Origin of the sequence: Sedimentisphaera cyanobacteriorum, from assembly GCF_001997385.1 — a bacterium.
Taxonomy (GTDB): domain Bacteria; phylum Planctomycetota; class Phycisphaerae; order Sedimentisphaerales; family Sedimentisphaeraceae; genus Sedimentisphaera; species Sedimentisphaera cyanobacteriorum.
The window spans coordinates 1,189,599-1,211,732 of sequence record NZ_CP019633.1 but is presented as its reverse complement, the minus strand read 5'-3'; the positions used below and the strand labels follow the sequence as shown (position 1 = coordinate 1,211,732).

Annotated in this window: 15 protein-coding genes; 12 read left to right on the top strand and 3 right to left on the bottom strand. The window is 44.6% G+C overall.

Features of this window, described 5'->3' with window-relative positions:
* From L21SP3_RS04655 to L21SP3_RS04625, 7 genes are all read left to right on the top strand, one after another.
* Nucleotides 1-1,248 carry a PilN domain-containing protein gene (locus L21SP3_RS04655; protein ID WP_077539601.1) on the top strand — a complete coding sequence of 416 codons (1,248 nt, stop codon included), beginning with the start codon at nt 1-3 and terminating at the stop codon, nt 1,246-1,248.
* Complete coding sequence (locus L21SP3_RS04650; protein WP_077539600.1) at nt 1,248-1,793, top strand: type IV pilus inner membrane component PilO; 546 nt, start codon at nt 1,248-1,250, stop codon at nt 1,791-1,793. Before L21SP3_RS04655 ends, L21SP3_RS04650 begins: the two co-directional genes overlap by 1 nt.
* Nucleotides 1,786-2,316: a hypothetical protein gene (locus tag L21SP3_RS04645; RefSeq protein WP_077539598.1), complete on the top strand. Its 531-nt coding sequence runs from the start codon at nt 1,786-1,788 to the stop codon at nt 2,314-2,316. The genes L21SP3_RS04650 and L21SP3_RS04645 overlap by 8 nt, the downstream gene beginning before the upstream one ends.
* Before the next feature lie 16 nt (nt 2,317-2,332).
* Complete coding sequence (gene gspD, locus L21SP3_RS04640; RefSeq protein ID WP_077539596.1) at nt 2,333-4,390, top strand: type II secretion system secretin GspD; 2,058 nt, start codon at nt 2,333-2,335, stop codon at nt 4,388-4,390.
* A gap of 198 nt (nt 4,391-4,588) precedes the next feature.
* The gene (locus L21SP3_RS04635; protein WP_077539595.1) at nt 4,589-5,023 is read left to right on the top strand and encodes a response regulator; all 435 of its coding nucleotides are present in this window, start codon (nt 4,589-4,591) and stop codon (nt 5,021-5,023) included.
* Nucleotides 5,024-5,036: 13 nt separating this feature from the next.
* The gene (locus L21SP3_RS04630; protein WP_077539594.1) at nt 5,037-6,119 is read left to right on the top strand and encodes a M24 family metallopeptidase; all 1,083 of its coding nucleotides are present in this window, start codon (nt 5,037-5,039) and stop codon (nt 6,117-6,119) included.
* Between the two features lie 231 nt (nt 6,120-6,350).
* Entirely contained in the window at nt 6,351-10,151 is a 3,801-nt protein-coding gene (locus L21SP3_RS04625) for a hypothetical protein (RefSeq protein ID WP_123785136.1), read from the top strand.
* Nucleotides 10,152-10,160: 9 nt separating this feature from the next.
* Here L21SP3_RS04625 and L21SP3_RS04620 read toward each other — a convergent pair whose 3' ends face one another.
* The 3 genes from L21SP3_RS04620 to L21SP3_RS04610 all read right to left on the bottom strand — a co-directional run bounded on the left by L21SP3_RS04620 (nt 10,161) and on the right by L21SP3_RS04610 (nt 13,838).
* Nucleotides 10,161-11,321: a radical SAM protein gene (locus tag L21SP3_RS04620; RefSeq protein ID WP_077539590.1), complete on the bottom strand. Its 1,161-nt coding sequence runs from the start codon at nt 11,319-11,321 to the stop codon at nt 10,161-10,163.
* Nucleotides 11,322-11,536: 215 nt separating this feature from the next.
* The gene (locus tag L21SP3_RS04615) at nt 11,537-11,821 is read right to left on the bottom strand and encodes an RNA recognition motif domain-containing protein (RefSeq protein ID WP_077539588.1); all 285 of its coding nucleotides are present in this window, start codon (nt 11,819-11,821) and stop codon (nt 11,537-11,539) included.
* Nucleotides 11,822-12,077: 256 nt separating this feature from the next.
* Nucleotides 12,078-13,838 (bottom strand): IS1634 family transposase, encoded by a 1,761-nt coding sequence (locus L21SP3_RS04610; protein WP_077539587.1) that lies wholly within the window; start codon nt 13,836-13,838, stop codon nt 12,078-12,080.
* Between the two features lie 311 nt (nt 13,839-14,149).
* On the opposite strand from L21SP3_RS04610, the gene L21SP3_RS04605 reads away from it, so the two are divergent.
* The 5 genes from L21SP3_RS04605 to L21SP3_RS04585 all read left to right on the top strand — a co-directional run bounded on the left by L21SP3_RS04605 (nt 14,150) and on the right by L21SP3_RS04585 (nt 22,079).
* Nucleotides 14,150-15,394: a hypothetical protein gene (locus L21SP3_RS04605; protein WP_077539585.1), complete on the top strand. Its 1,245-nt coding sequence runs from the start codon at nt 14,150-14,152 to the stop codon at nt 15,392-15,394.
* Nucleotides 15,395-15,795: 401 nt separating this feature from the next.
* Nucleotides 15,796-16,968, top strand: coding sequence for a GntR family transcriptional regulator (locus L21SP3_RS04600; RefSeq protein ID WP_077539584.1), 1,173 nt, complete (start codon nt 15,796-15,798; stop codon nt 16,966-16,968).
* Between the two features lie 162 nt (nt 16,969-17,130).
* Nucleotides 17,131-18,306, top strand: a complete 1,176-nt coding sequence (locus tag L21SP3_RS04595) for a LamG-like jellyroll fold domain-containing protein (protein ID WP_077539583.1) — start codon at nt 17,131-17,133, stop codon at nt 18,304-18,306.
* A 69-nt stretch (nt 18,307-18,375) separates the two neighbouring features.
* Nucleotides 18,376-19,221, top strand: coding sequence for a type II secretion system protein (locus tag L21SP3_RS04590; protein WP_077539581.1), 846 nt, complete (start codon nt 18,376-18,378; stop codon nt 19,219-19,221).
* Nucleotides 19,222-19,277: 56 nt separating this feature from the next.
* Entirely contained in the window at nt 19,278-22,079 is a 2,802-nt protein-coding gene (locus L21SP3_RS04585) for an exo-alpha-sialidase (protein ID WP_077539579.1), read from the top strand.
* Nucleotides 22,080-22,134 lie beyond the last annotated feature (55 nt).

Sequence of the window (22,134 nt, the reverse complement as noted above, 5' to 3'; positions counted from 1 at the left end):
ATGAAGAATAAAAAGAAAATACTTGGCATTGTGTTTACCTCAAAGGCCGTTACGGTTTGCGAGGTTCATAAGAAACGAACGCATTTCGAACAAACTGCTTTTGCTTCGTTTGAGCTTCAAAACAAGCTCTCTGAGGAGGCAGGCAGGTTCAGAGAATTCCTGAAGAATGAAGGGTTTTCCGCATCTCAGGCAGTTCTTTCTTTGAGTGCAAGACATATAATGGCAGGCAGGTTTGAGATTCCGGAAAATCTCCAGCAGCCTCAGCTTGCCGGAGCAGCGAGGCTCAAAATAGAGAGCTCGCTGGATATCCCCTTCGACCAGATCGAGGCAGATTATATTGCCGCAAACGGGTCTTTGAATGTGTTTGTTATCACAAAAGCTGCGATCAGAGAGCGCCTCCAATTTCTCCGCTCCGCAGGGATTACCCCCGCAGCGGCCGGCTGCTTATGTTCGGTTTTAGAGCCGCAGGCTCAGGGTCTTGCTGTTTTGCCTGTTGCCGGCGGCTTTGAGCTTGCCTATAAAGCTGGCTCTGATTTGAGCATGGTAGATTTTATCAGCAGTGAGAATGCCGGCGATAATCCCGAATCTGCTGTGAACAGGTATGTCCAGACGCAGAAGCTGAAAGGTTCTCTGCCTGAGGATGCGGCTGTAAATATGCCTGAGGATTTCTCCAAAACGATGGACAGGGATGCTGCAAGGCTTACAGCTGAACAATATTTAAGTTCATCTTTGAAGATTGATTTCCTTGCAGGAAGGCTTCAGCCTCAGAATGGGAGAATATCCCGTTCGATTATTCTTAAAGCAGGCTTAGCGGCAGCAGCTGCTGTGATTTTAGCGGGCGTTTTTTCTTACGATACTTGGATGCGTTTCAAGGATATGAAAGCTACGGAGACAAAGCTTGCAGAGATCTCTGAGCAGTCTCAGCAGGCTGAGAAGATTATCGAAAGGGTGAAGTTTGCCCGCGGCTGGTTTGATAAGCAGCCTGTAAGGCTCGATATGCTCAAAGAGCTTACAGAGGCCTTCCCCGCTGAGGGCAGCGTGTGGGTGAATTCGATTGCCTCAGACTCCGGTCTCGGGCAGGTTGTTACAGGCAGGGCGGTCAGCGAGAAGGCTGTAAACAAAACTATAGACCGCATCAAAGCCAGCCCGGGAATGAAATCTGTGAAAACTCTTTACATAAGAAAGTCCGGCAAGGGCAGGGATGTATTTGAATTTGCAGTTAGTTTTGATTTTGAGGAGGCCGGCTGATGGATTTGTCTTTGAGAGAAAAAAGGATTTTAATTATAGCCCTTCTTTCGATAGCGGTTTTGGTTTGTGATAAGTATATCATTTCCCCCGGGATTGAAAAGAGGACTGAGATTATAAGCGCTGGCGAAAAAAACGCAGAAGACCTCGCACAGGCTCAGAATCTGATAAAGCGAAAGAAGCTTTTTCAGCCGCAGTGGAAGAATATGCAGGAAAACGGTCTCACTGAAAACGTTCAGCAGCTTGAGAGCAGGCTTCTTGATTTTATCGACCAAACCTCCAGCTCTGCCGGCCTTGATATATCGTTTGTTCAGCCGGATGTCTCTTCGGTAAAAGAAGGCTTCGGCTCTGTGGATATGTCTATCTCCGGGAAGGGAAGCATCAGATCGGTTACTCAATTTATGTACGCAGCGGCTTGTTCTGATCTGCCTGTGCGGATGGAATCTTTTCAGCTCGGGGCGGCCAACGAAAACGGAACAGAGATATCGATTCAGATCGACTTAAGCGCTCTGTTTATAGAACCGTCAAAGGAGGATATTGATGAATAAAACTCTGCTTATTCTGCTGATAACCCTCGGGCTCTTTGCCTCAGAAAAGGGGAAGACATTAGGCCTCGAGGACTACAGCATAATTTACAAGAAGAATATTTTTTCCAAAAACAGGATCCCTGATTTGCCTAAGGATGAATCCGAGGGAGCCGAAAAGAAGTTGCGCAGGGTTATAAAGGTTTATGTACTAAAAGGTACTGCCTTCAGCGGCAGCAAGCCTTCAGCTTTCATAGAGGAGGAGGTTTCGGGTAAGGTGTATATACTGAGCCCGGGAGAGGAAATTGCAGGCATAAAGATTCTTAGAGTTATGAAGGATACGATTGTTTGCAGTGAGGGAGATTCACAGTCCGAGGTGAAAATCGGAGGCGAGCTCGGCAGAGCCGAAACCAAAGAAATGGTTTCAGCGGGGCAGGCATCTGATTGGGTTGACCAGGACGAAGAGAAGGACGAATCCCCCGCCGATTCTGAGAAAAGCGAGATACTGAAAAAACTAATGGAAAGAAGAAAACGTCAGTTGAATTAATGATAAGGTACACTAAATGAAAACGAAGAAGAAAATATGTATTATTGCAGCGCTGCTGATAACCGTTTGCTTAAGCGCGGCTCAGGCGGGTGAAGATGATTCGGCAGGATTCTCTGAGGATGTTCAAATTACCTTGAATTTTCAGGATGTCCCCGTAGCTGATGTTTTGGATTATCTCTCGGAGGAGGCCGGGTTTGTTGTGGTTTCAGATGTTGTGCTGACTGAACGGGTTACTGTTGTTAGCAAAAAACCTCTGGATGCTGACGAGGTGGTTTCGCTGATAAACAGCGTGCTGGCGGATATGGATTACGCTGCCGTGAGAGTGGGCAGAACGCTGAAGATTCTCGATATCAGCAGAGCCAAGTACAGCAGCATACCTGTAAGCTCAGGCAGCGAGCTTGGAGATGTCCCGGAAACTGATGAGGTGATTACGCACATAATCCCGATAAAGTATGCAGATGCGGTGAAGGTGAAAGATGATATCGCCTCGCTCATATCCGAGCAGGCCGATTTTACTTCAAATGAAGCGAGCAACAGCATAATTATTACCGACACTGCCTCAAATATCCGCAGGATTGTAAAGATTATTCAGGCCCTTGATACGAGAATGGCATCTATTGCTTCAGTTAAGGTGTTTAATCTCGTTTATGCAGAGGCCGACAACACTGCCGATCTGATAAATGAAGTTTTCGAGCAGGACACACAGGAGGAAGGCAGAAGAGGGCGAAATCCCTTTGAACGTATGATGAGGTCAAGAATGGGCGATCGTGATGATAACGGCTCCAGCGGGGCGGGAGTTATCTCGCAGAATATCAAGGTGCGGGCTGCCGCAGACGAAGATACAAACACTGTAGTGGTTAGCGGCCCTTCAGATACGCTGGAAATTGTGGCAGAGGTGATTGAAAAGATAGATAAAAATCCCGCTGAAGAGCGTTCTTTCTTTGTTTACAAACTCAAAAATGCCAAGGCCGCAAATCTAAAAGATGTCCTGAATAATCTTTTCGAGAAGATGGAAGATTTCAATGAAGACGACAGAGAGTCTTCAGGCAGGCGAGGCAATATCCGGCGAGGGGGCTCCGGCTCATCAGAAACCGATTTGTCTGAAGAGGTGTATATGGAGGCAGAGGAGGATACCAACTCGCTGATTATTATGACATCTCAGGAAAATTATGATAAGATTAAGCCTATTATCGATGAGCTTGATGAGCCTGTGCCTCAGGTTCTTATAAAGGTGCTTATTGCCGAGGTTGCAAGGAATGATGATTTCGAGCTCGGCACCGAATTTTCTGTTCTCAGCGGCAAAGGATTTGTGGATACCGACGGGGACGGGACTGCCGATTCGCTTCAGGCAGACAGCGAACTTTACGGTACTGAATTTCTTCCCTCAGACCTCGGCGACGGCGGAGCAGTGAAGATTCTCGAAGGCGATCTGGAGTTTGCGTTTAAGGCTCTAAGCAGTATAGGAGAAATGAACGTTCTCTCAAGGCCGTATATCCTCACCAGCAACAATCAGACAGCAACGATAAACGTAGGCAAGGAAGTGCCCTTCATTACCGATACAAGAACCACCGAAACAGGCCAGACAATCAATACGATTCAGTATGAGGATATTGGAATTATTCTCGAAGTTACGCCTGTGATAAACGATGAAGGACTTGTTACTATGGATATCGCACCTGAAATTTCAAATACAACCACTGAAACAGTCCCCATTTCTGAAACCGTGGATGCTACTGTGTTCAGCAAGCGTTCTTCAGAAAGCAGGGTGGCGATACAGGACGGACAGACAATCGTTATCGGCGGGCTTATGCAGGATGACGACAAGGAAGTGAACAAAAAAGTTCCGCTGCTTGGCGATATCCCGATTCTCGGTGAGCTTTTCAAGAGCAGGGAAATACAAAAGCAGAAAACTGAACTGCTTATATTTCTCACGCCGCACGTTGCCGACAGAAATGAAAATCTTATGAAGATCTCCGAGAATGAAAAGACAAACAGCGAAAGCATATCCGAGATTGATAATAATCCTGCCCTCAAAAAACATATAAAAAATATGCAGTCTAAGCCGGAAAAGTGATCTGGTTTGATGAAGTATGATCTATTCAATGCCGGCAGGGTTTCAATCTTGCCGGCTTTTTCTTTTGCAAGCTTTTTGATTTCAGTTTCCCCTAAGCTCTCTTCAGCAGACGGAAGTTAAACATTATATTGACATAATTCTAAACGTAACAATAATAAATTTCACAAGTGTACAGCAAAAGATTTAACAGGCGAAATAATGGGAAAAAAGGTTAATATACTTCTTGCCGAAGATAATCCTGCCGATAAGATGCTTTTTGAGATTGGTATCAAGAAAAGCAATATGGACGCTCAGATTTTCTGGGTTACAGACGGGGTTCAAGTTATGGATTTTCTCCATAATGCCGGCGATTTTGCGGACTCTCCAAAACCTGATATTGTGATATTAGATTTAAATATGCCCAGAAAAGACGGCAGGGAAGTCGTAAAAGAGATAAAGAAAAATAAACTTACTGAGAAGATAATTACAATTGTTTTTACTACATCAGATGCCGAGACAGACAGACATGTCTGCATTAAGGCCGGTGCAGACAGGTTTATAATAAAGCCCCTGGAGTTTGACGGGATTACTAAGATTGTAAAAGAGATTGAGTCTATCTGGCTCAGCAGTCAGTCCAGCAGCGGGACAGTGTGATTTAGGATTTTTTATGGAAGAGCTTTTTCAGCAGAGAGTCAAAAGCGCAAGAAAGAATATCAAAGAGCAAAACTGTCAGGCAGGGCTCTTTACCTCTTGGGCAAATGTCAATTATCTTACAGGTTTCCGTGGAGATGACAGCTGGGTAATGGTAAGCCCGAGGCAGGTTTTCCTCCTCACAGACTCAAGATACACCGAGCAGGCAGAGAGAGAATGCTTTGGGTGTAAGATTGTTTCCAGAAAAGGTTCGATGATTGAAGCAGTAGGCAGTCTTATAAAAAGATATAAGTCTGTTAATAATATTGCAGTTCAGCGGGATATGCCTTACGGAGCTTCGCAGGATATCGAATACAAATTCGGCGTGCAGCTGCATCCTATAGAAAGCGTTGTCTCTTCAGTAAGAGCGATAAAAGACGAGGCGGAAATAGCGAATATCAGAAAAGCAGTTAATATTTCCGGAAAGGTTCTCAAGTTTGCCCTTGCTGAGCTTAAGCCCGGAATTACAGAGAGCGAGTTTGCAGGCCTTATAGAATACCAGATGAGAAAACATTCCGCAGGCAGAGCCTTTACCACAATAGCCTGTTTCGGGGCAGGCGGCTCTGAGCCGCACCATATCCCGGGCAAAAGAAAACTCCGCAAGAACGATTATGTACTCATTGATTACGGGGCATCTTGGAAAGGCTACTGCAGCGATATAACCCGCAGTTTCGCAGTAGGCAGAGCGGGGGAAGAATATCGCAGGGCTTACGAGACGGTAAAACTGGCTCAGAAAGCTGCAATTGATATGATTGCCCCGGGCGTGAAAATGGCGGATGCAGATAAAGCAGCAAGAAAAGTAATCAAAGACAGCGGCTTTGATGTTTACGGCCACGGGACAGGCCACGGCTTCGGCCTTGATATACACGAACAGCCCCGCCTTTCCGGCAAAAGCTTGGATATATTCACTCCAGGCCACGTTATCACCGTAGAGCCGGGGATATATCTGTCCGGAAAGTTCGGCATCAGGCTGGAAGATGACATACTCGTAACAGAAAACGGGCGGGAAATACTCTCCAGAGGCGAAAAAAGCCCGGAGCTGGAGATTGTTAAATTTTAGAAATTATTCCCCTTTTTCAAAATTTCTACAGTAATTCAGGCCTGCCCGATCAGATGGAGCAGGCTTTTTTTGAGAAATTATTTATGCAGTGAGAAAAATTGCCGTTTTCAGGATATAAAAAAAGAAGTGTTAAACATTAACAGGTAATTGTATAGCCCTTAAATTTGACAAAGGTTTATTATGTGTTCAATAATGCGTGCAGTTTTATTTACAGCTTTAATGGTGCTTTTAGTGGCAAATTCTGTTAATGCCGAAAGGCTCTTAACTGAACCCGCTGATACACTCTCTGGATGGACAGAAGATTCGCAAGCAGCAAATGAGGCTGGAGATGATACAGGCGGAATCAGGGCATCTGTAATGAATGGTGAAATAATATTCCAACTCAACAGCTGGTGGGACGGTGCAGAAAGCACTCAAATCACAAAAAGCACCTCGATTGCCGCAGAAGCCGGCGAAATCTACTGCCTTACAGCGGAAATTGAGAGCTATTCAGCAGGAAAGCCTGTAACCCTTGCTTTATTTGATGCAGGAGAACCCTCCGAAACTCTGGCTTCAAAGACAATTCATCCGGAAACGGGGGGCTTCAGGAATTTTCAATTATGTATTGACACTAATCAAAACCCAGAATTTATCGGTAAAGCAATTGGGATAAAAATAAGCTCGGGAAGTCAGAACAATGTAGGGATTAGGCAAATCCATCTTGATTCCGGCAGACCGGCAGCAGCAGCTTTGAGGCTTTTTACAGACCCAGCAGACACGCTCTCGGCTTGGGCAGAAGACTCAAATGCCGAAAGCGAAGCGGGCGATGATATCGGCGGAATCAGAACTGCGCAGATAAACGGGGATATGTCGTTCCGTCTGAACAGCTGGTGGGACGGGGCAAAAAGGGTAAAAATCAGCAGAAGCACTGATGCACAAGCCCGTTCAGGAACAATATACAGCCTCACTGCGGAAATATTAAGCTACGACAACAGTGATCCTGTAGAGTTGAAAATTTTCAACGCCGACAATCCCGCTGATACAATAGCATCCAAAACAGTTTACCCTTCCACGCAAAACTTCAGCAAATGCGAAGTGCGTTTCGACACAGCCGAAAAACCCGACCTCGCAGGGAAAACCCTCGGAATTGAAATCAATCCCGGGTGGTGGAATAATTTGGCGGTTAGAAAGGTTTACATAGATGCAAACCCGCCCGAGGCAAATACGGTTTACTTCTCCTCTCAGGCCTTCGGCGAAGACAAACCCCTCGACTACTGGGGTACAGACCAAACCTGGATTACAAGCAATAATATGGATGCTGCATTGGAGAATCTTGGCTCGCTTCTGGATGTTGTTCGGATCAGCTCGAGAGTTATAGAGCCCCTCACATACGACGGCGGCGAGCCCCAGCTTCCCGACTCGGCAAAAAACACTATAGACAGCGCTATGGCTCAGGCAGGACGTGCAGCAGATGCAGAACTTTCTATAATGCTCCTGCCCACCGATGACCATCACGAAGTTGCAGACTGGTATATTTCCGGCGGCGAGATTATTCCGGACCGCTGGGTTGATGCGCTTATCGCTGCAATCAACTACGTAAACAGCACATACGGATACACAATGAGCGACTGGGCGTTTGTGGAAGTGTTCAACGAACCGGACTGGGACTGGCCTGTGGCCACCAAATCTGCAATGGCCGATATTATGGCCGAATACAGGACAAGACCGGAGCTGGATTCGATTCCTCTGCTCGGCCCTTCAACGCTCAGCTCGAACAGCTTTGAAAGCTGGTATTCTGCAACTGCGCAGTACACTGATATATGCGGTACTCACGTGATAAACGGCTCGCTTGATAGCCTAATCTGGTCGGTAACCAAATCTCACGAAGACGGCAAACCCTTCCTGAACCCCGAGATTCACAATATCGTTGAGCTTATGGTGCAGGCAAACTGCTCAGACCACGGCATCCCGGGCGAGGGCGGGATATACTGGGGCGAGATAGACGAAACCAGAGGGGTGTTTTCTAAAGCCATAAGAGGAAAACGCTTGGGTTATAAAACCCACGCATCCACTTGGACAGCAGGCTGCGTTTACAGAGATCTCCAGCAGAGGGTATGGGCATTCGCTGCAGGCAGTGAAAGGAATGCTTTGCCGAGCAAATGGAAGTTCCGCTGCATGGACAGGGATGTTTTCTTCAACGGAGAAGGGCCTGCAAGAAGCTGGGAGATTGATGTTGCCTCGCATACCGAAAAGCATTTGGAGGTTGCTTGGTCAAACCGCTGCCCGGACTATTTCACTATGTTTATGAAAAACGACGGCAGAAACCTCAGACTCGATGCCGAAAATGGAAATATTGATTCAGAGCCCGTCTCTTACAGCGAAGATTCAGCTCGCTGGGAGTTTGTAGAAGCGGGAGCTTTCTACTACATAGACAATATAGATTTAAGTTCAGATAAACGGCTCGCAGCCAGCTCTTCAACTGGGCAGCTAATTCTCAGCGATACAGAAAATAATCAGGAATATGCCAAATGGCAGCTGCTGAGCGCAGGGGATAATTATTATCTGGAAAATGTAGGCCTCCAAAGGCAGGCAGACCCTTGCAGGCTTATTATAGATTCCTCAGGCCAGCCGGGCTTTGCTCCTTCTTCAGTTGCCTCAGCACAGACAGTATGGAATCTTCAGGATGCAGGCGCAGCAGGGAATGCTTCTCCCGCCGCTCCGTATAACCTCACCGCAGAAGTGATTGATGAAGGGATTGAGCTCAGCTGGCAGCACGTCCAGAACCCTGCGTTTGCAGGCTATAATATATACCGCTTGAAAAACAACAACCCAATCGAAGAAATTGCTGCCGGCTTGCAGAATAAAAACTTCATCGATACTGATGTTGTGGAGCTGGCCAGATACAGGTATTTTGCAGCAGCGGAGAATCTCTCCGGTGTGCTTAGCAGTTTCAGCAATCAGGCAGCTCTTCGCCCGAGGCCGTTCGATGCAGTGGATGATTTTGAATCAGGCGATTTCTCAGGCGGGACAGGCTGGAATGGAAGCTGGACAGCCTCCGGCAGCGCTTCTGTGGCCTCGCTGAACGGCAATTCTTCAGCAAAAATTACGGGCGGTTCAAATATCACCCGTGAGCTGGATCCCGAATGGAGCTGGATTCTGAGCTTTAAATACGACGCAGACCTGCTTGCCCCCGGCGAATGGGCTGCCGCTGAGATATACGACTTTGCCGACCAGAGCTGGAGACCTGTATGGAAAGCAAGATACTTCGATAACGCATTAGACTCTTCTGCATCGTCTGGCGTGCCGGACGGGCTGCAAGAGGCGGAAATAAGGCTTGCCGATTACGGCTATAACGTATCTCAGATCCGCTTCATAACCTCTTCGACGAACCAAAACGGCTGTATTTTCATTGATGATGTAAAGATGATCAGGGAAAACTACGACGAAACGGACTCAGCCTCTCCATGGAGCGATGCCCTCGATACAACTTCCGGATGGAATGAGGTGTCTCTGGCACCCGACGAACCGGGCGATGAGACCGGCGGAATCCAAATCATAGAAGAAGACGGGGAAATCTGGATGGAGCTGTACAGCTGGGGCAACGGCTCTAAGCGGAATCTCATCTGGAAAGATACCTCCGCAGTTGTGCAGCCTGATACTGAATACTACCTCAGGGTTCGGGCAAAGAATCGCGCCGGCAAAGGAATTACCCTTACCCTGCAAAACGCCGATACCGATTCAGATATCGTTTCCCAAAAGGTGTATCCGCCTCAGGATGGGTATGCAGATGTCTCTGTTTACTTCAGCTCTAAGTATAAAACTTCAGCAGTAGGCCATCCTCTCGCCGTGTATATCGATGCAGGCTGGTGGAACAGGTGCTCACTTCAAAGAGCCCTGATTGAGGCAAAGGATATTTATCACACTGGCGACTTAAATCAAAGCAGGGCGGTGGATTTGGAAGACTTCTGCGAGCTTTCAAGTTTATGGCAGGCGGAGTATTTTCTTGATGACCTAAAAGAAACATCGCAGGATTGGCTCAAAATAAGCGATTAACAGCGGCTCTCAGAAAAGCGAAGCCCGCTTCCCGCTGAATGATATGTAATGGCAGGCCCTGCTTTGAACGGCAGGTCTGCTGCTTATATCCGAAAGACTGCGCAGGCTCTCTTTTTTGCGCCGCTGGATTATCCTTTTAGCCGCTGCCGGACCGATGCCGGGAATCCTAAGCAGTTCAGCTTTGCCCGCAGAATTAACGTCCACAGGGAAACGCTCGGGATGTTGTCCTGCCCAGGCGAGCTTCGGGTCTTTATCTGCCGGCATGCTCCCGTCTTTGAGCAGGGGCATCTCGGATGCTTTGAAGCCGTAAATGCGGAAGAGATAATCGGCCTGATAGAGGCGGTGCTCCCTGAGGCGAAGCTGGTTTGCGGTTCGGGAGCTGTTCTCACCAGGCAGATCAGGACTGCCGAGCCCCTTCTGATACGCGCTGAAGTAAATCCGCTGCATATTCATATTATCGTAGAGTCTCTGCATATATGCGAGCAGTTCGCTGTCTTTCTCCTCTGATGCTCCAACGATAAACTGCGTGGTCTGTTTTACCCTGCTGTATCGCCCGTCCGCAGAGGTGAGCTGTTTTATCAGCTTTATTGGCCGCACGATATCCCGCATATAGTCCTTTTTATCTGAGAGCCTGCGGAAATTCTCCTCGCCTGCGGTTTCAATATTCAGCGATACAGCACTGGCAAGCGATACCGCTTTCTCAATAGATTCAGCACTTGCCCCGGGGATAATTTTGAGATGTATGTACCCGCTGAATCTGTGCTTTCTGCGGAGGATCTCCGCTGTATCGATAAGCTGCTGCATAGCGTATTCCGGGCCGCGATGAACACCGCTGCTTAAAAACAAACCGTGCACCTTTCCCCGCCTAAGATAATCCATAAAAACGCGGCTTATTCTCTCAGGGCTTAAGCTGAAGCGCTGCTCGTCTCTGGCTTTGCGCAGAGGACAGTATTTGCAGTCGTTTGTGCAGGAATTAGTGAGAAGAGTTTTGAAGAGGACGCTCTTGCCGCCTTCTGGAAGTGTTGCTGGATAGATCCATTTTCCGTCGCTGCCGGCTTTCCGGTTCTGTTCGCCGCTAACATTGCAGGCGCAGGCGAGATCGTATTGTGCGTCCCTGCTGAGGAGGCTGAGCTTCTGCTCTAAATCGGGTTTTGTAATAATAGCTGTCATAAACCAGTCCTTGTTTATATCAGTATATACTACCGAACATAACCCGAACAATCAAGGGCTGGATAAAAATTTTTTATTTTCCCCCAGCGAATCCTGCATTCTTTTTGAATTTTGACTCAAAAGTAAGGCAGTGAATATAATGCTGCGGCAGTTTAGAGAATTTTCAGCGCATAAAAAAAGGCGGCAAATTTATGCCGCCTTTCTGGATAGCCAGATTAGTTTCTTCTATTAAATGACCTGCGTGGCTTTTCCTCTCGCGGAGTTGCCTCGCTGACTTTCATAGTTCTTCCATCCAACTCATGGCCGTTCAATTCTTCGATTGCAGTAGCTGCGGATTCATCATCGCCCATTTCAACAAATCCGAAGCCTTTGCTTCTTTTTGTTTCACGGTCGAGGATTACTCTCGCACTTACAACGTCACCGAACTCTGAGAAAACTTCCTCAAGCTGTTCTGCTTCAACCTTATAGTTAAGGTTACCGACATAGATACTCTTGCCCATTTGAATCTCCTGATAGCTGATGTGGGCGATGACCCGTTTCTTTCTCTTTCCGGGTCTCTTGGAAAGGGTTTACTTAAACCATCAACTGGTAATTATAGGTTTGAAGGGGCTGTATGCAAAACAAATATGCACCAAAATAAAAAAAAATAACAATATTTGCTCTTTGCGACAATATTTTAACCCCGATTTCTCACTTAGGGGGTAAAAAGTGCGTTTTTACCCCCGTCAGAGGGGTTGGTCTGTCGCCAAAGATGTGTTATTTTTTCAGTTTCCCGCTGTATATTTTCGGAGGTTTTTGCGGCGGCAGTTCTATCTTCAATTTCTGCAGCAGCAGCTTGTGTTCGTCTTCCGGTTCGGTATATCTCTGCATAAGCAGAGTTCTGCTGTCTTGCGTTTCAAATGAAACATCCAGCATCTGGATCCGAGACATTGCTGCTAATGCCGCCTGAGCAGTCATCCCGCAGGCGCTTGCCCTGAGCTTATGCCTCAGTGTTACTTGCAAACAATAGCTCATAAACGCTACAAACACGTGAGCCTCAACCCTGTCTTGCTTATGGTGATAGACAGGACGAATTCCCAGATCGCTCTTGAGCTCCCTGAATGCCTGCTCAACGTTGCACTGAAGCATATATTCCTTCCACAGGGCTGCACCATCCTTGCCAGACTGGTTTGTACGCAAAAAGTATGTGCCGTCGCGGTATATCATTTCTTTATATTTGCTCGCTTCAAACTTATAATCAAACTCGCCCTTCTCAATCCTTTCCTTATTTCGGGGAATCGTAAGAGTTACACACTTACGGCAGCTGCCCGCCTGATGTTTGAGTTTGCCGAGCCTTTGCATAAAAACATCTCGGCTGCGGCATTTCTTTAACTTCTCCAGTCCTTCTAAGTAATTACGGAGCTTTCTTTTACGCATAGCCCGTTCTTTAGCCATTCTCTCTTTGCTTCGAGCAAGAATATAGCATTCGTCATCTTTGGCTATATGCTTTATGCGAACGATTCCATTTACATCAAACCAGCTTTTCACAGAAAGCTCTTCTTGGAATTCATCCAGCAGCTTACGGGGCGTTCCGACAAGATAATCAATCCCGTTATCACGCATATACTCCAGCACAGCTTCTGTTGGAATACCTCTGTCCATCAGCCATAACCTGCCTGCCTTGCCGTATTTCGACTCTATCTTGTTTAACAAGGGTTTAAGCGTTGTTCTCTCTGAGGTGTTGCCGGCGAGTATCTCATAATTGATCGGAAATCCCTCAGGGGTAACTACCAAAGCGATAAGAATCTGCCTGCAATCGCCTCTGCGGTCTTTGCTGTGGCCGAATTTTGCCTTGGGATTGCTTTTGCATAATCCCTCAAAATAAGTACTGGTTATATCGTAAAGCAGAATGTCATATTCCAGATTGAACATCATCTGCCATGTGTCTTTCAAATAAGAACAAAGCTCTTCTTTATACGGCAATATCCTGTCCAGACAACGGTAAAGCCGGTTTTTTTCGGCAACATCAAATTCACAGCCCAGCAATACATCCATTGCGGTCTGAGTGAACCAGTGCCGGTGGACATAAAACTCCGCTCCGGGCTTGATAAGACGGTTTACTGTCAGCAATTTTACAACTTTTGAATAGTCAACCGGCGATTTGGCAGTGTCTATCCTCTCCGACCAGAAGGTGTCTAATCCCAGCATATCCCATATCTCGCAGCCGAGCCAGCAGTCCCCGAATGTTCTGGGGTTGTTAAGCTTCATCTTTGAGAGCTTTACCGGAATCGTATCTATGTCGTGATGTGTGTGATTGTCCTGATCAAAAGCGAATAATGACTTGCGGACAGGCTTGTTGTCCTCGTTGATTATCTCAATGGATCTCTGCCAAGACTTCTTCTGAGAATCAGAGATTTCACCAAGATACAGCACCATCTTCTCAACATAACGCCCGCGAGAAACCTTACGCTTCTCCGCTATGCTGTAATAGGAATTGATCTTACCATTCTTCTTTCGCTTGTGCTTCTTCAAGTACATAACAATATTATTGCTGATGAAAAATCACTTGCAATAGGGCAGGTCTGTACCAGAGACTAAAGAGACTTTTAAACGCCGATTACAACGCAGAATCAAAGAAAAAATTTTGATTTTTCACGATTTTGAACGCTAAGTGAGAAATCGGGGTTAAGGATCAGTACGGATCGATAGAAACCCTTAACGCAAGCTGGGGAAGCGATTTTGAAGTCTTCGGGCAAATCAGCGATTATCAGGGAACACCTGAGAATAAGCCCGCTTGGTATGACTGGTGCAGGTTTAATCAGATCCGGTGCACTGAATACTTCAAGCTTATGCACGATGAGATAGAAAAGCACGACCCTGATGCGATGTGCCATGCGAAGGTTTTCAATCACAGGGCGTTCACAGGCTCGATAGGCTTATGGGGAAATCCAATTTCCGCACCGCCCGCAAGACACGACGGTATCGACAGGGAGGCTCTGATGGAACTGCTGGAGATAAACGGCTGCGATACAAGGATACTTGCGCAAACCCCGTACAATGTTCATCACCCGTGGCAGGATATGGATGATTACGCCATCCAGTGGTTTGAGCAGTCTATAGCGTTTGATTTTATGCGCTCCCTCCAGCCGGATAAACTCATCTACGACAGCGAGTGGCACAGCATACAAACCCTCGCCAACAGAGATGCAGATATGCCGGACGAACGTATTCAAGCCGCTCTCTGGCTTGCCCATCTGCACGGAATGGGGGCTAATGTTATGTGGTATTGGGCGAGAAAATGGAACAGTTCCCCCTCGCCCAGCTGGGAGTCTTCGTTTTACGGCTCACTTTCCACTCTACCTGGAACGCTCAACAGCTACGTAAGAACGATGCTCGAAATTAACCGAGCCGGAGGGGATGTTAAGAATCTTGCCTCCCAGCAGCGTCCTGTGCGGATCTTGTATTCCAACGCCTCGGCCATTCAGAGCAGCGAATTCTGCGATGCGCTTGTTCTGATTTACGAATCGCTCTATTTTCAGGATTTGCCCATCGGCTTTGTTACTGAAAAGATGCTTCAGGAGGGCTGGGATAATCAGGATCTCGGTTTTATAATTGTTCCTAATGCAGGCTATGTGGATGATCAAACTGTTTCTGCACTGAGAAACTATATCCTCAGCGGAGGCAGAGCAGCTTTTGCCGGCGAGAAGTGCTTTAAGTATAATAAACGCGGATTCGTTCGCAGTGAAAGCAGTCTTAGCTTTATCCAAAACTGCCCGCAGTTTGATTTGAAGCCGGCCAAGGAGCTTATGCCCGAGATTCAGCAGGCTCTTGCGAATGCGGATATACAGCCGCTGGTTGAATGTGAAGACTGGCTCAAACGGGGAGGCTGGGGAGTGCTTTGCAGGTCTTACCAAAACGATTCGGACAGCTATACAGCGGCTCTTGTGAATACAGGGGCTGAAAAGACTGTTGTTTCTCTGAATCAGGCAGGTGGATTCAGCTCGGCTGAAAACATTCTCACAGGCAGATCGGTAAATCCGGAATTAATATATCTCGCACCGCTCGAGCAACTGCTAATAAGGCTTCATAAATAGCGTTTTTGAAGAAATGTGGGAAAAGGGTTTGTAGTACCTACGCAATAAACGAGCCCTTTATTCACAACGACTTATGAATATTTACCGCCTGAAGTCATGTTAGGTTGAAACATAATAATAATTTTAATATGTATGTGCAGTAAATGTGATATGAACAAGTTGTTTGCTGCTAAGAGTTGTGTTCAGTTTTCAGTTGCTCTGCGGTCTTAGGTCTATGAAGAGTTATTCCGAGTCATGCCTTTATATGATTAGAAAACTGTTTTATTAAATTTTTTTAAAAGTACTTGACTTTTTGTTTTTAGTGTGAATAATGAACAAGTAATGAATGAGTAATGAAATAATAAGGTATATGATTTGAGTCGAGTTATCCCTTCGCTATTCGGAGGGTTCGGAGCACAGAGATGGCAAAATTACCTACAGAGCAAATTGAACTTAGCGGAAAATTAGAAAGCAAACTGGCCGGCTTGAGAGGAGCCAGGCGAAGCCGCCCAAAATATGAAATCATCAAGGAGTTTCTTCTTGATGAGCTCAAGAGCGGCCATTTTAAGCAAGGCCAAGCGCTGCCTTCTGAGAATATGCTTATTGACAGACTCGGCGTAGCGAGAAACACCGTCCGCAATGCTATAGATGAGTTAGTCAAAGAAGGTTACGTTCGCCGTGTCCACGGAAAGGGGAATTATTTCACTCAGCTCAATCACGGGAAAGAGGAGCAGCTTGCTGTGCTCAGTTTGCTGCTGCCTGAAATATCTCACGGTATATACCCAGTTTTGGCCAAGGGCTTCGATCACTGCGCAGCCCTCAACCGTCATCAGGTTCTTCTCTGCAATACAGATTTCAACATCAGCAAGCAGGGGGATATAGTCCTGCAGATGCTTGATAAGAATGTATCCGGAGTGGCTATGGTGCCGGCATTAAAGCCGCAAACGCCGGCTTACCATGCCACCCAGCTCCAGCAGCATGACATCCCTGTTGTTTTCTGCCATCGTCCAGTAGCGGGCGTTTCAGCGCCTCTTATCACTTGGGATGCGGCGGAAGTTTCAAGGCTTGCCGCCAGAGAATTGCTCGATAAAGGCCACGGGCAAATCGCATACTTTGCCCGCACACGTTATACGATGACCGAAATACACGAAGACACCCTTCGTAAAACACTCGCCGAAGGTGGCCTTGAGCTGCCCGCAAAGCATATATTTTACGGTAACGGCCCCGGTGAAGGTCCTGATTATCAGCTTCAGAAACGGATGGATGCTCTCAAGCCAATGGTAGGCGGGGCAGATCCGATTACTGCGATCTTCTGCAATGACGATGAGGAAGCCGAACTTGTTCAGTTTGCGCTTAAGGAGTTGGGGCTCAGGATACCGGAAGATGTTTCTTTAATCGGCTTTGGAGATCGCCATGCGAGAAACGGCGTATTTCTAGACAGACTCACTTCAGTAACGATAGATGAATACGAGCTGGGCGGACGGGCTGCCAAGGTGCTTGATGAGATCCGGACAGGGCAGCGACCTATAAATTCCGATGAAGTGATTTACAAACCCCTTGCACTTTATGAAGGCAAAACGGTTGCTCGGATTTAGCGTTTAAAATGAAAAAAAGATTTATAATGAAAGAAAGTCTAACTGTAAATATTCATGAAAGGATGGTTGCTATGTGAAATATTTTTCCTGTGTTTTTACTAAAGTTGTGTGGTAATAACAATTATTTAAGTTTCTATTTTTTAAGTTTTTAAGGGTAATATCATGAAAAAAAATATGTTTACATTAGTTTTAGGATGTTTTTTTGCTTCCTTTGTTCAGGCAGGTGTAGTTGCATACTGGACATTTGATGAGAAAGATCCGGGCACACAAGCAACTCTTGGAGAGACTGTGTTGGATACTTCAGGAAACGGCATTAATCTGGAAGTAACTGCTAAGAGCGACCCTAATATGACATTTGTAGAGGGTAATCCAGATTATAATCCTTTCGGTTCAGCTGTCTATTTCTTTCCGCCATCAACTGGTCAGGTTTTGATTCCAGCAGCAGGAGGGCCGTCTTTTGATTTAGGTGTTGATTATACAATTGAATGTCTGATATGGCTTGCCGGACCAATTACGACAGAGAACGGTTTTTTGGCCAAAAGAGGTCTTCCTGGAGAATACTGGTATAGGTTTGATGAGCCAAACGGGAGGCCTAATTTCTTAGCAAGGGAATATGTCAAAGATGGCGAGGTTCTTAATTCAGGGGGTAAGGTTGCATCAGAAAACGGTATTGGTGCAGAGCAATGGACCCACGTGGCATGGGTAAGAGACAGTGTTACCGAAGAATACAGGGTCTACTTAGATGGAGAGCTTGTCTTAACGGAACATGACGAGTTGGCAGGCGTTTCTTACGAAAACGATGGCTCTGTGCACCCTGTTCAGATAGGTGCAATGGATCCTGATTACGATTCTGCAGCAAAACGTTTTCATGGAAAGATTGATTTTATAAAGGTTTCCGATGAAGCGTTGAGCGTAGAGGAATTTGTACAGCCAATAGGAAAGCCTTCTGATCCTGATCCAGCCAGCAATTCAGTAATGGTGCCTATCGATAAAGTTTTCGGCTGGTCTTCTATTGAAGGCCAAAATATTATATCTGAAACTGTAAATCTTTCAGATACTGAAGATATGTCAAATGTTTTAGAATCTGCAGTCGCTGATGGTAACTCCATAAGTTTTTCAAATCTCCAAAAAGGCCAAACATATTATTGGAGGGTAGATACTTTGATAGACTTTGGCGACGATGGAACTACTATTATCGAAGGTGATGTTTGGAGCTTCAATACCCCATCATGCGTAATAACAACAGAAGAAGGTGACTTAGATGGCAATTGTTCGGTTGATATGCTTGATTTTTCTATTCTAGCAGAGAATTGGCTCCGGTCAAATGAATACGAGTAATTAAACTTTCGCAGCAAGCCAGCTCTCTTTGCTGGCTTGCTGTAAGCTTTTAAGACTTGAGGGTATATTATGAAAAAAACAAATAATCTCAGTGCATTTACCCTGATAGAGCTTTTAGTTGTTATATCAATAATAGCTTTGTTAATGGCAATCCTTATGCCCGCACTACAAAAAGCACGTAATCAAGCAAAATTTGTTATGTGCAGTTCAAACCAGAAACAAATTATCTATGGTGTATCTGCTTATCAGGCAGATAATGGCAACAGATATCCACCTAGCATAGCAGGTAAAAGAAAAAATGATTCTGGTGGTTATTTTCAATCCAATGGTTTTTGGACACAACCTGCTAGGATAAATTACCATCCAGAAAACGCTGCTTCAGGTCAAAGTAATGGTTTAGCAGGTGGAATACTAGCGAGATTTATGCTGGATTACATTTCGGAGGCAGGTGTTTATATCTGTCCTATGAGCCGAGTAAATATTGACAAAATGACATGGCAAAATTACACCTTCCAAGATTTATACGAACAGGGTTTGGTAGGCATATCAGGTTCATATGATCTCTTATGGAATTACGACGGGTACTATGATAGAGATAGGAATGAACGGCCATTTAGAGGGCCTTCAATTAATACAAACAGCAGTCTTTTAACTTGTGATGCTATTCGCTGGAATGATCCTGCAGCTGGATATCAATTTTGTTGGATGTCGACTCACCCTATGGAAAATGGTCAAAAGAGACGGAATAACGCGTTATACTATAATAAATTTGATCCAGATAGGGAGAGGCCAGATATTAAAGTAAATGCAGGATATAATGACGGAAGTGTTAGAACATATGATAGCAGCGAACTTCAGGAACTCTGGCTTGTTAATCTATCTGGCCGTCTTCATTATATACCCAAAGAATACTAATATGTTTTTAGGCTATGGGTTTTTTTTGAATTAATGAAATGAAATAGGATAAAATTATGATTGCATGTATATATCGAGTATCTATTGTTTTACTGTTAAGTTCCCGGCTATTTTCATATACAATTCTAAGCCCGAATCAAGATAAATTACCTTTGGAGTTGACTGATCAGGCACAGCAGGAGGAATTAAATTTTGAAATAAACTCTTTAGATCAAAATATGAATTATATGCTTGTTATCGAAACCGTAGATATTAATAATTTTGATGAATTGGGGCTGGTAATTAATGGTATTACGGTAACACCTCCTCCTGAGCTTTTTAGTGCTACAGGCAAACAACGCGGCTTTGTTTGGATAAAAGATGAATTAATAACTGGTAATAATGAACTTCAGTTCACATTTTCAAATTCGCGAAATGGTTCTGATAAGGGGTTTTGGCTTACAAAGGCTGAGATCTGGGTTGGGCAAAAACAAGCTCTTATTGAAAAGTACGACGAAAAGTATAATGAACTCTATGGGAATAGGCTTGTTTACCGAAATGAAGAACCTGTTTTTTCTGAAAGTTACTCTTTTGATAACATGCTGAATTTTAAAGATACTGGATGGCAAAATATTTCAGGTGTCAATACCGTTGTTAGTTCGGGAAGCAATAAATACCTTCAACTTTATTCAATAAACAATCCTTCCGAAGTTAAAATCAATTGTTTTTCAAGAGACACTGTCCTAGAAGGGCGTTTTAATATTCTTTATTCTGCCCCTCATTCTCACTTTGAAATTTCCTTAAGGCACAATATTGACAGCAATCATGTTTACAAGGTCTCCCTGATTTATGATACATCAGAAAAGCGATGGGAATTGATAGACGGGTGGCTTAAGGAAAAGTTAAGAAACAGCTCATCACTGGATATACAGTCCAATAAGTGGTATGACTTTAAGGTTGTTATCGACAAAATAAACATTCTATTTTACATAGACGGCAGCTTAGTACTAGAAAGTAAATCACTGCGTAACACTAACTATGGAGGTATAGTATTTGGGGCTTCTGGAGCTATAGTAAACATAGATGATTTAAGTTATGAGGGCAATGATAAACATCTTAAAAATTATAAGATGTTTTGTTTTGAAAATTCAGCAATGGGAGATATGAATAGGGTTAATAATGAATTGATTCTGCATGTAGGCTCTAGTTATCTTTCCTCAGATGATGAAGGACTTACATGGAATGGGACAGATATTTTTGATTCTTTGGGTAGCAAAAGCAGTAAAAATATTCTTAACTTAAATTCTGGTAGGCTTCTGGCAATGTTTAATGTAAAACAACCAAATAATTTGAGAAAATTGGGAGTTAAAATTTCAAATGATGAAGGATCTTCTTGGAGCGATATTATTTGGGTTAATCAAGCTCCAAAAAAGCATAAAGTGATGAACAGTAAAATTTCTCAAATCAGTAATGGTAGGATATTTATTAACCCAGGGACCCAATATGATGAAGCCGTGGGTGGCGTTACAACTTATTACAGCGACGATGATGGACTAACATGGACAAAGTCAAACGTCCTTGATAGGTCAACTACTAATGGTTTTAATCTGCAAGAAGCTCAGGTTGTTGAATTGAACAACGGGCAAGTAAGGTTGGTTGCCCGTAGTGATATGGGAAGACTTTTGTATGCAGATTCCTCAGATGGAGGAGCTACATGGTCAACCGACATTAATATAATGCCTATCATCTCTCCTATGAATGCATTTAATGTCAGAAGAGATGATAATACGAACGAAATATTTTTGTTCTGGACTTATTCTGACCCAGATGCTTGGCCGCATCCGGCTTTGCCTAGAGAAAGACTTGCTCTTGCCAAAACCGAAGATGATATGGAAACATGGCAGTATTTGATGACGGTGGATGATTTTCAAGGGCTGCCTTGGAGATTTAACGATTTAGGAATGTATGTTGATGAAAGCTACATTTTCCCAATGGTTAATCTGATGATAGGGGATCGTTGGATAAGGCCAAAAGATTTAATGGTCTACAGAGTACCTAGAGAGGGGATTGAAGGTTTTGAGAAATTTCCCCCTCTGAGAAATAACAGATACAGCAAAGTTTTGTTTATGTATGACTTTGAGGAATTTGATCTTGACCAAAATATAAAAGCAGCTCCATATAAAGTGAACGACAAAAAAGGGAAGGGCTTTCATGGAAGAACTGAAGGTGAGCTGGGTTTTGCAGAAGGAAGTTCCTCGAGTTCAGGGAGTGTTGCATTGCATTTGAATGGTAATGGTAACGGAATAGTGATAAGAAATCACGACTTCGATACAAGAGGCACATTATTGAATTATTTTAACATTGAATCGGAATCGCCTTTCTTTATATCTGCGGTATTCAGGACTAATAAACATAGCAGTGGGGGTACCGATAATTCAGGCGCCTTGGTTGCAAGGGATGTTGGCCCTGGAGAATCATCTTGGTGGACAAGAATTAGAAATGGTGTATTGCAGTTTTTTGTTAGCGATACGGATGGAAATACTGTTAAAGTTGAAGGAACTACTAATGTGAGTGATAACAAATGGCATGAAGTAGTTTTTGCCAAAGACATTGCTGACTATAAATTTGTAATAATTTTAGATGGTAAATTGGAAGCACAGCAGGACAATACCCTCAAATCTGACGTTGAATTGAATGCAAATGTTGTAATAGGCCATTTCAATGAGGATAACAGAATATTCCAAGGTTACATTGATGAGGTTTTAGTTAGTAAAGCTGATTATAAGAATTATATAAGTTTATATTCAGGAGATTTGAATAAAGACGGCATTGTCGATATTCGTGATTTAGTAATAATGGCATCAAATTGGGGCGATTAGCCTGAAGTAACAATAACGATTTTGGGTGTTACTAAAACAGTTTTTCAGGAATTTA

Excerpts from the sequence above, each read along its gene's own strand:
- L21SP3_RS04630 (WP_077539594.1), top strand. The coding sequence starts at position 5,037 with ATGGAAGAGCTTTTTCAGCAGAGAGTCAAAAGCGCAAGAAAGAATATC.
- L21SP3_RS04585 (WP_077539579.1), top strand. The coding sequence starts at position 19,278 with ATGATTGCATGTATATATCGAGTATCTATTGTTTTACTGTTAAGTTCC.
- L21SP3_RS04615 (WP_077539588.1), bottom strand. The coding sequence starts at position 11,821 with ATGGGCAAGAGTATCTATGTCGGTAACCTTAACTATAAGGTTGAAGCA.
- L21SP3_RS04645 (WP_077539598.1), top strand. The coding sequence starts at position 1,786 with ATGAATAAAACTCTGCTTATTCTGCTGATAACCCTCGGGCTCTTTGCC.
- L21SP3_RS04620 (WP_077539590.1), bottom strand. The coding sequence starts at position 11,321 with ATGACAGCTATTATTACAAAACCCGATTTAGAGCAGAAGCTCAGCCTC.
- L21SP3_RS04605 (WP_077539585.1), top strand. The coding sequence starts at position 14,150 with ATGCACGATGAGATAGAAAAGCACGACCCTGATGCGATGTGCCATGCG.
- L21SP3_RS04635 (WP_077539595.1), top strand. The coding sequence starts at position 4,589 with ATGGGAAAAAAGGTTAATATACTTCTTGCCGAAGATAATCCTGCCGAT.
- L21SP3_RS04655 (WP_077539601.1), top strand. The coding sequence starts at position 1 with ATGAAGAATAAAAAGAAAATACTTGGCATTGTGTTTACCTCAAAGGCC.
- L21SP3_RS04610 (WP_077539587.1), bottom strand. The coding sequence starts at position 13,838 with ATGTACTTGAAGAAGCACAAGCGAAAGAAGAATGGTAAGATCAATTCC.
- L21SP3_RS04595 (WP_077539583.1), top strand. The coding sequence starts at position 17,131 with ATGAAAAAAAATATGTTTACATTAGTTTTAGGATGTTTTTTTGCTTCC.
- L21SP3_RS04600 (WP_077539584.1), top strand. The coding sequence starts at position 15,796 with ATGGCAAAATTACCTACAGAGCAAATTGAACTTAGCGGAAAATTAGAA.
- gspD (WP_077539596.1), top strand. The coding sequence starts at position 2,333 with ATGAAAACGAAGAAGAAAATATGTATTATTGCAGCGCTGCTGATAACC.
- L21SP3_RS04590 (WP_077539581.1), top strand. The coding sequence starts at position 18,376 with ATGAAAAAAACAAATAATCTCAGTGCATTTACCCTGATAGAGCTTTTA.
- L21SP3_RS04650 (WP_077539600.1), top strand. The coding sequence starts at position 1,248 with ATGGATTTGTCTTTGAGAGAAAAAAGGATTTTAATTATAGCCCTTCTT.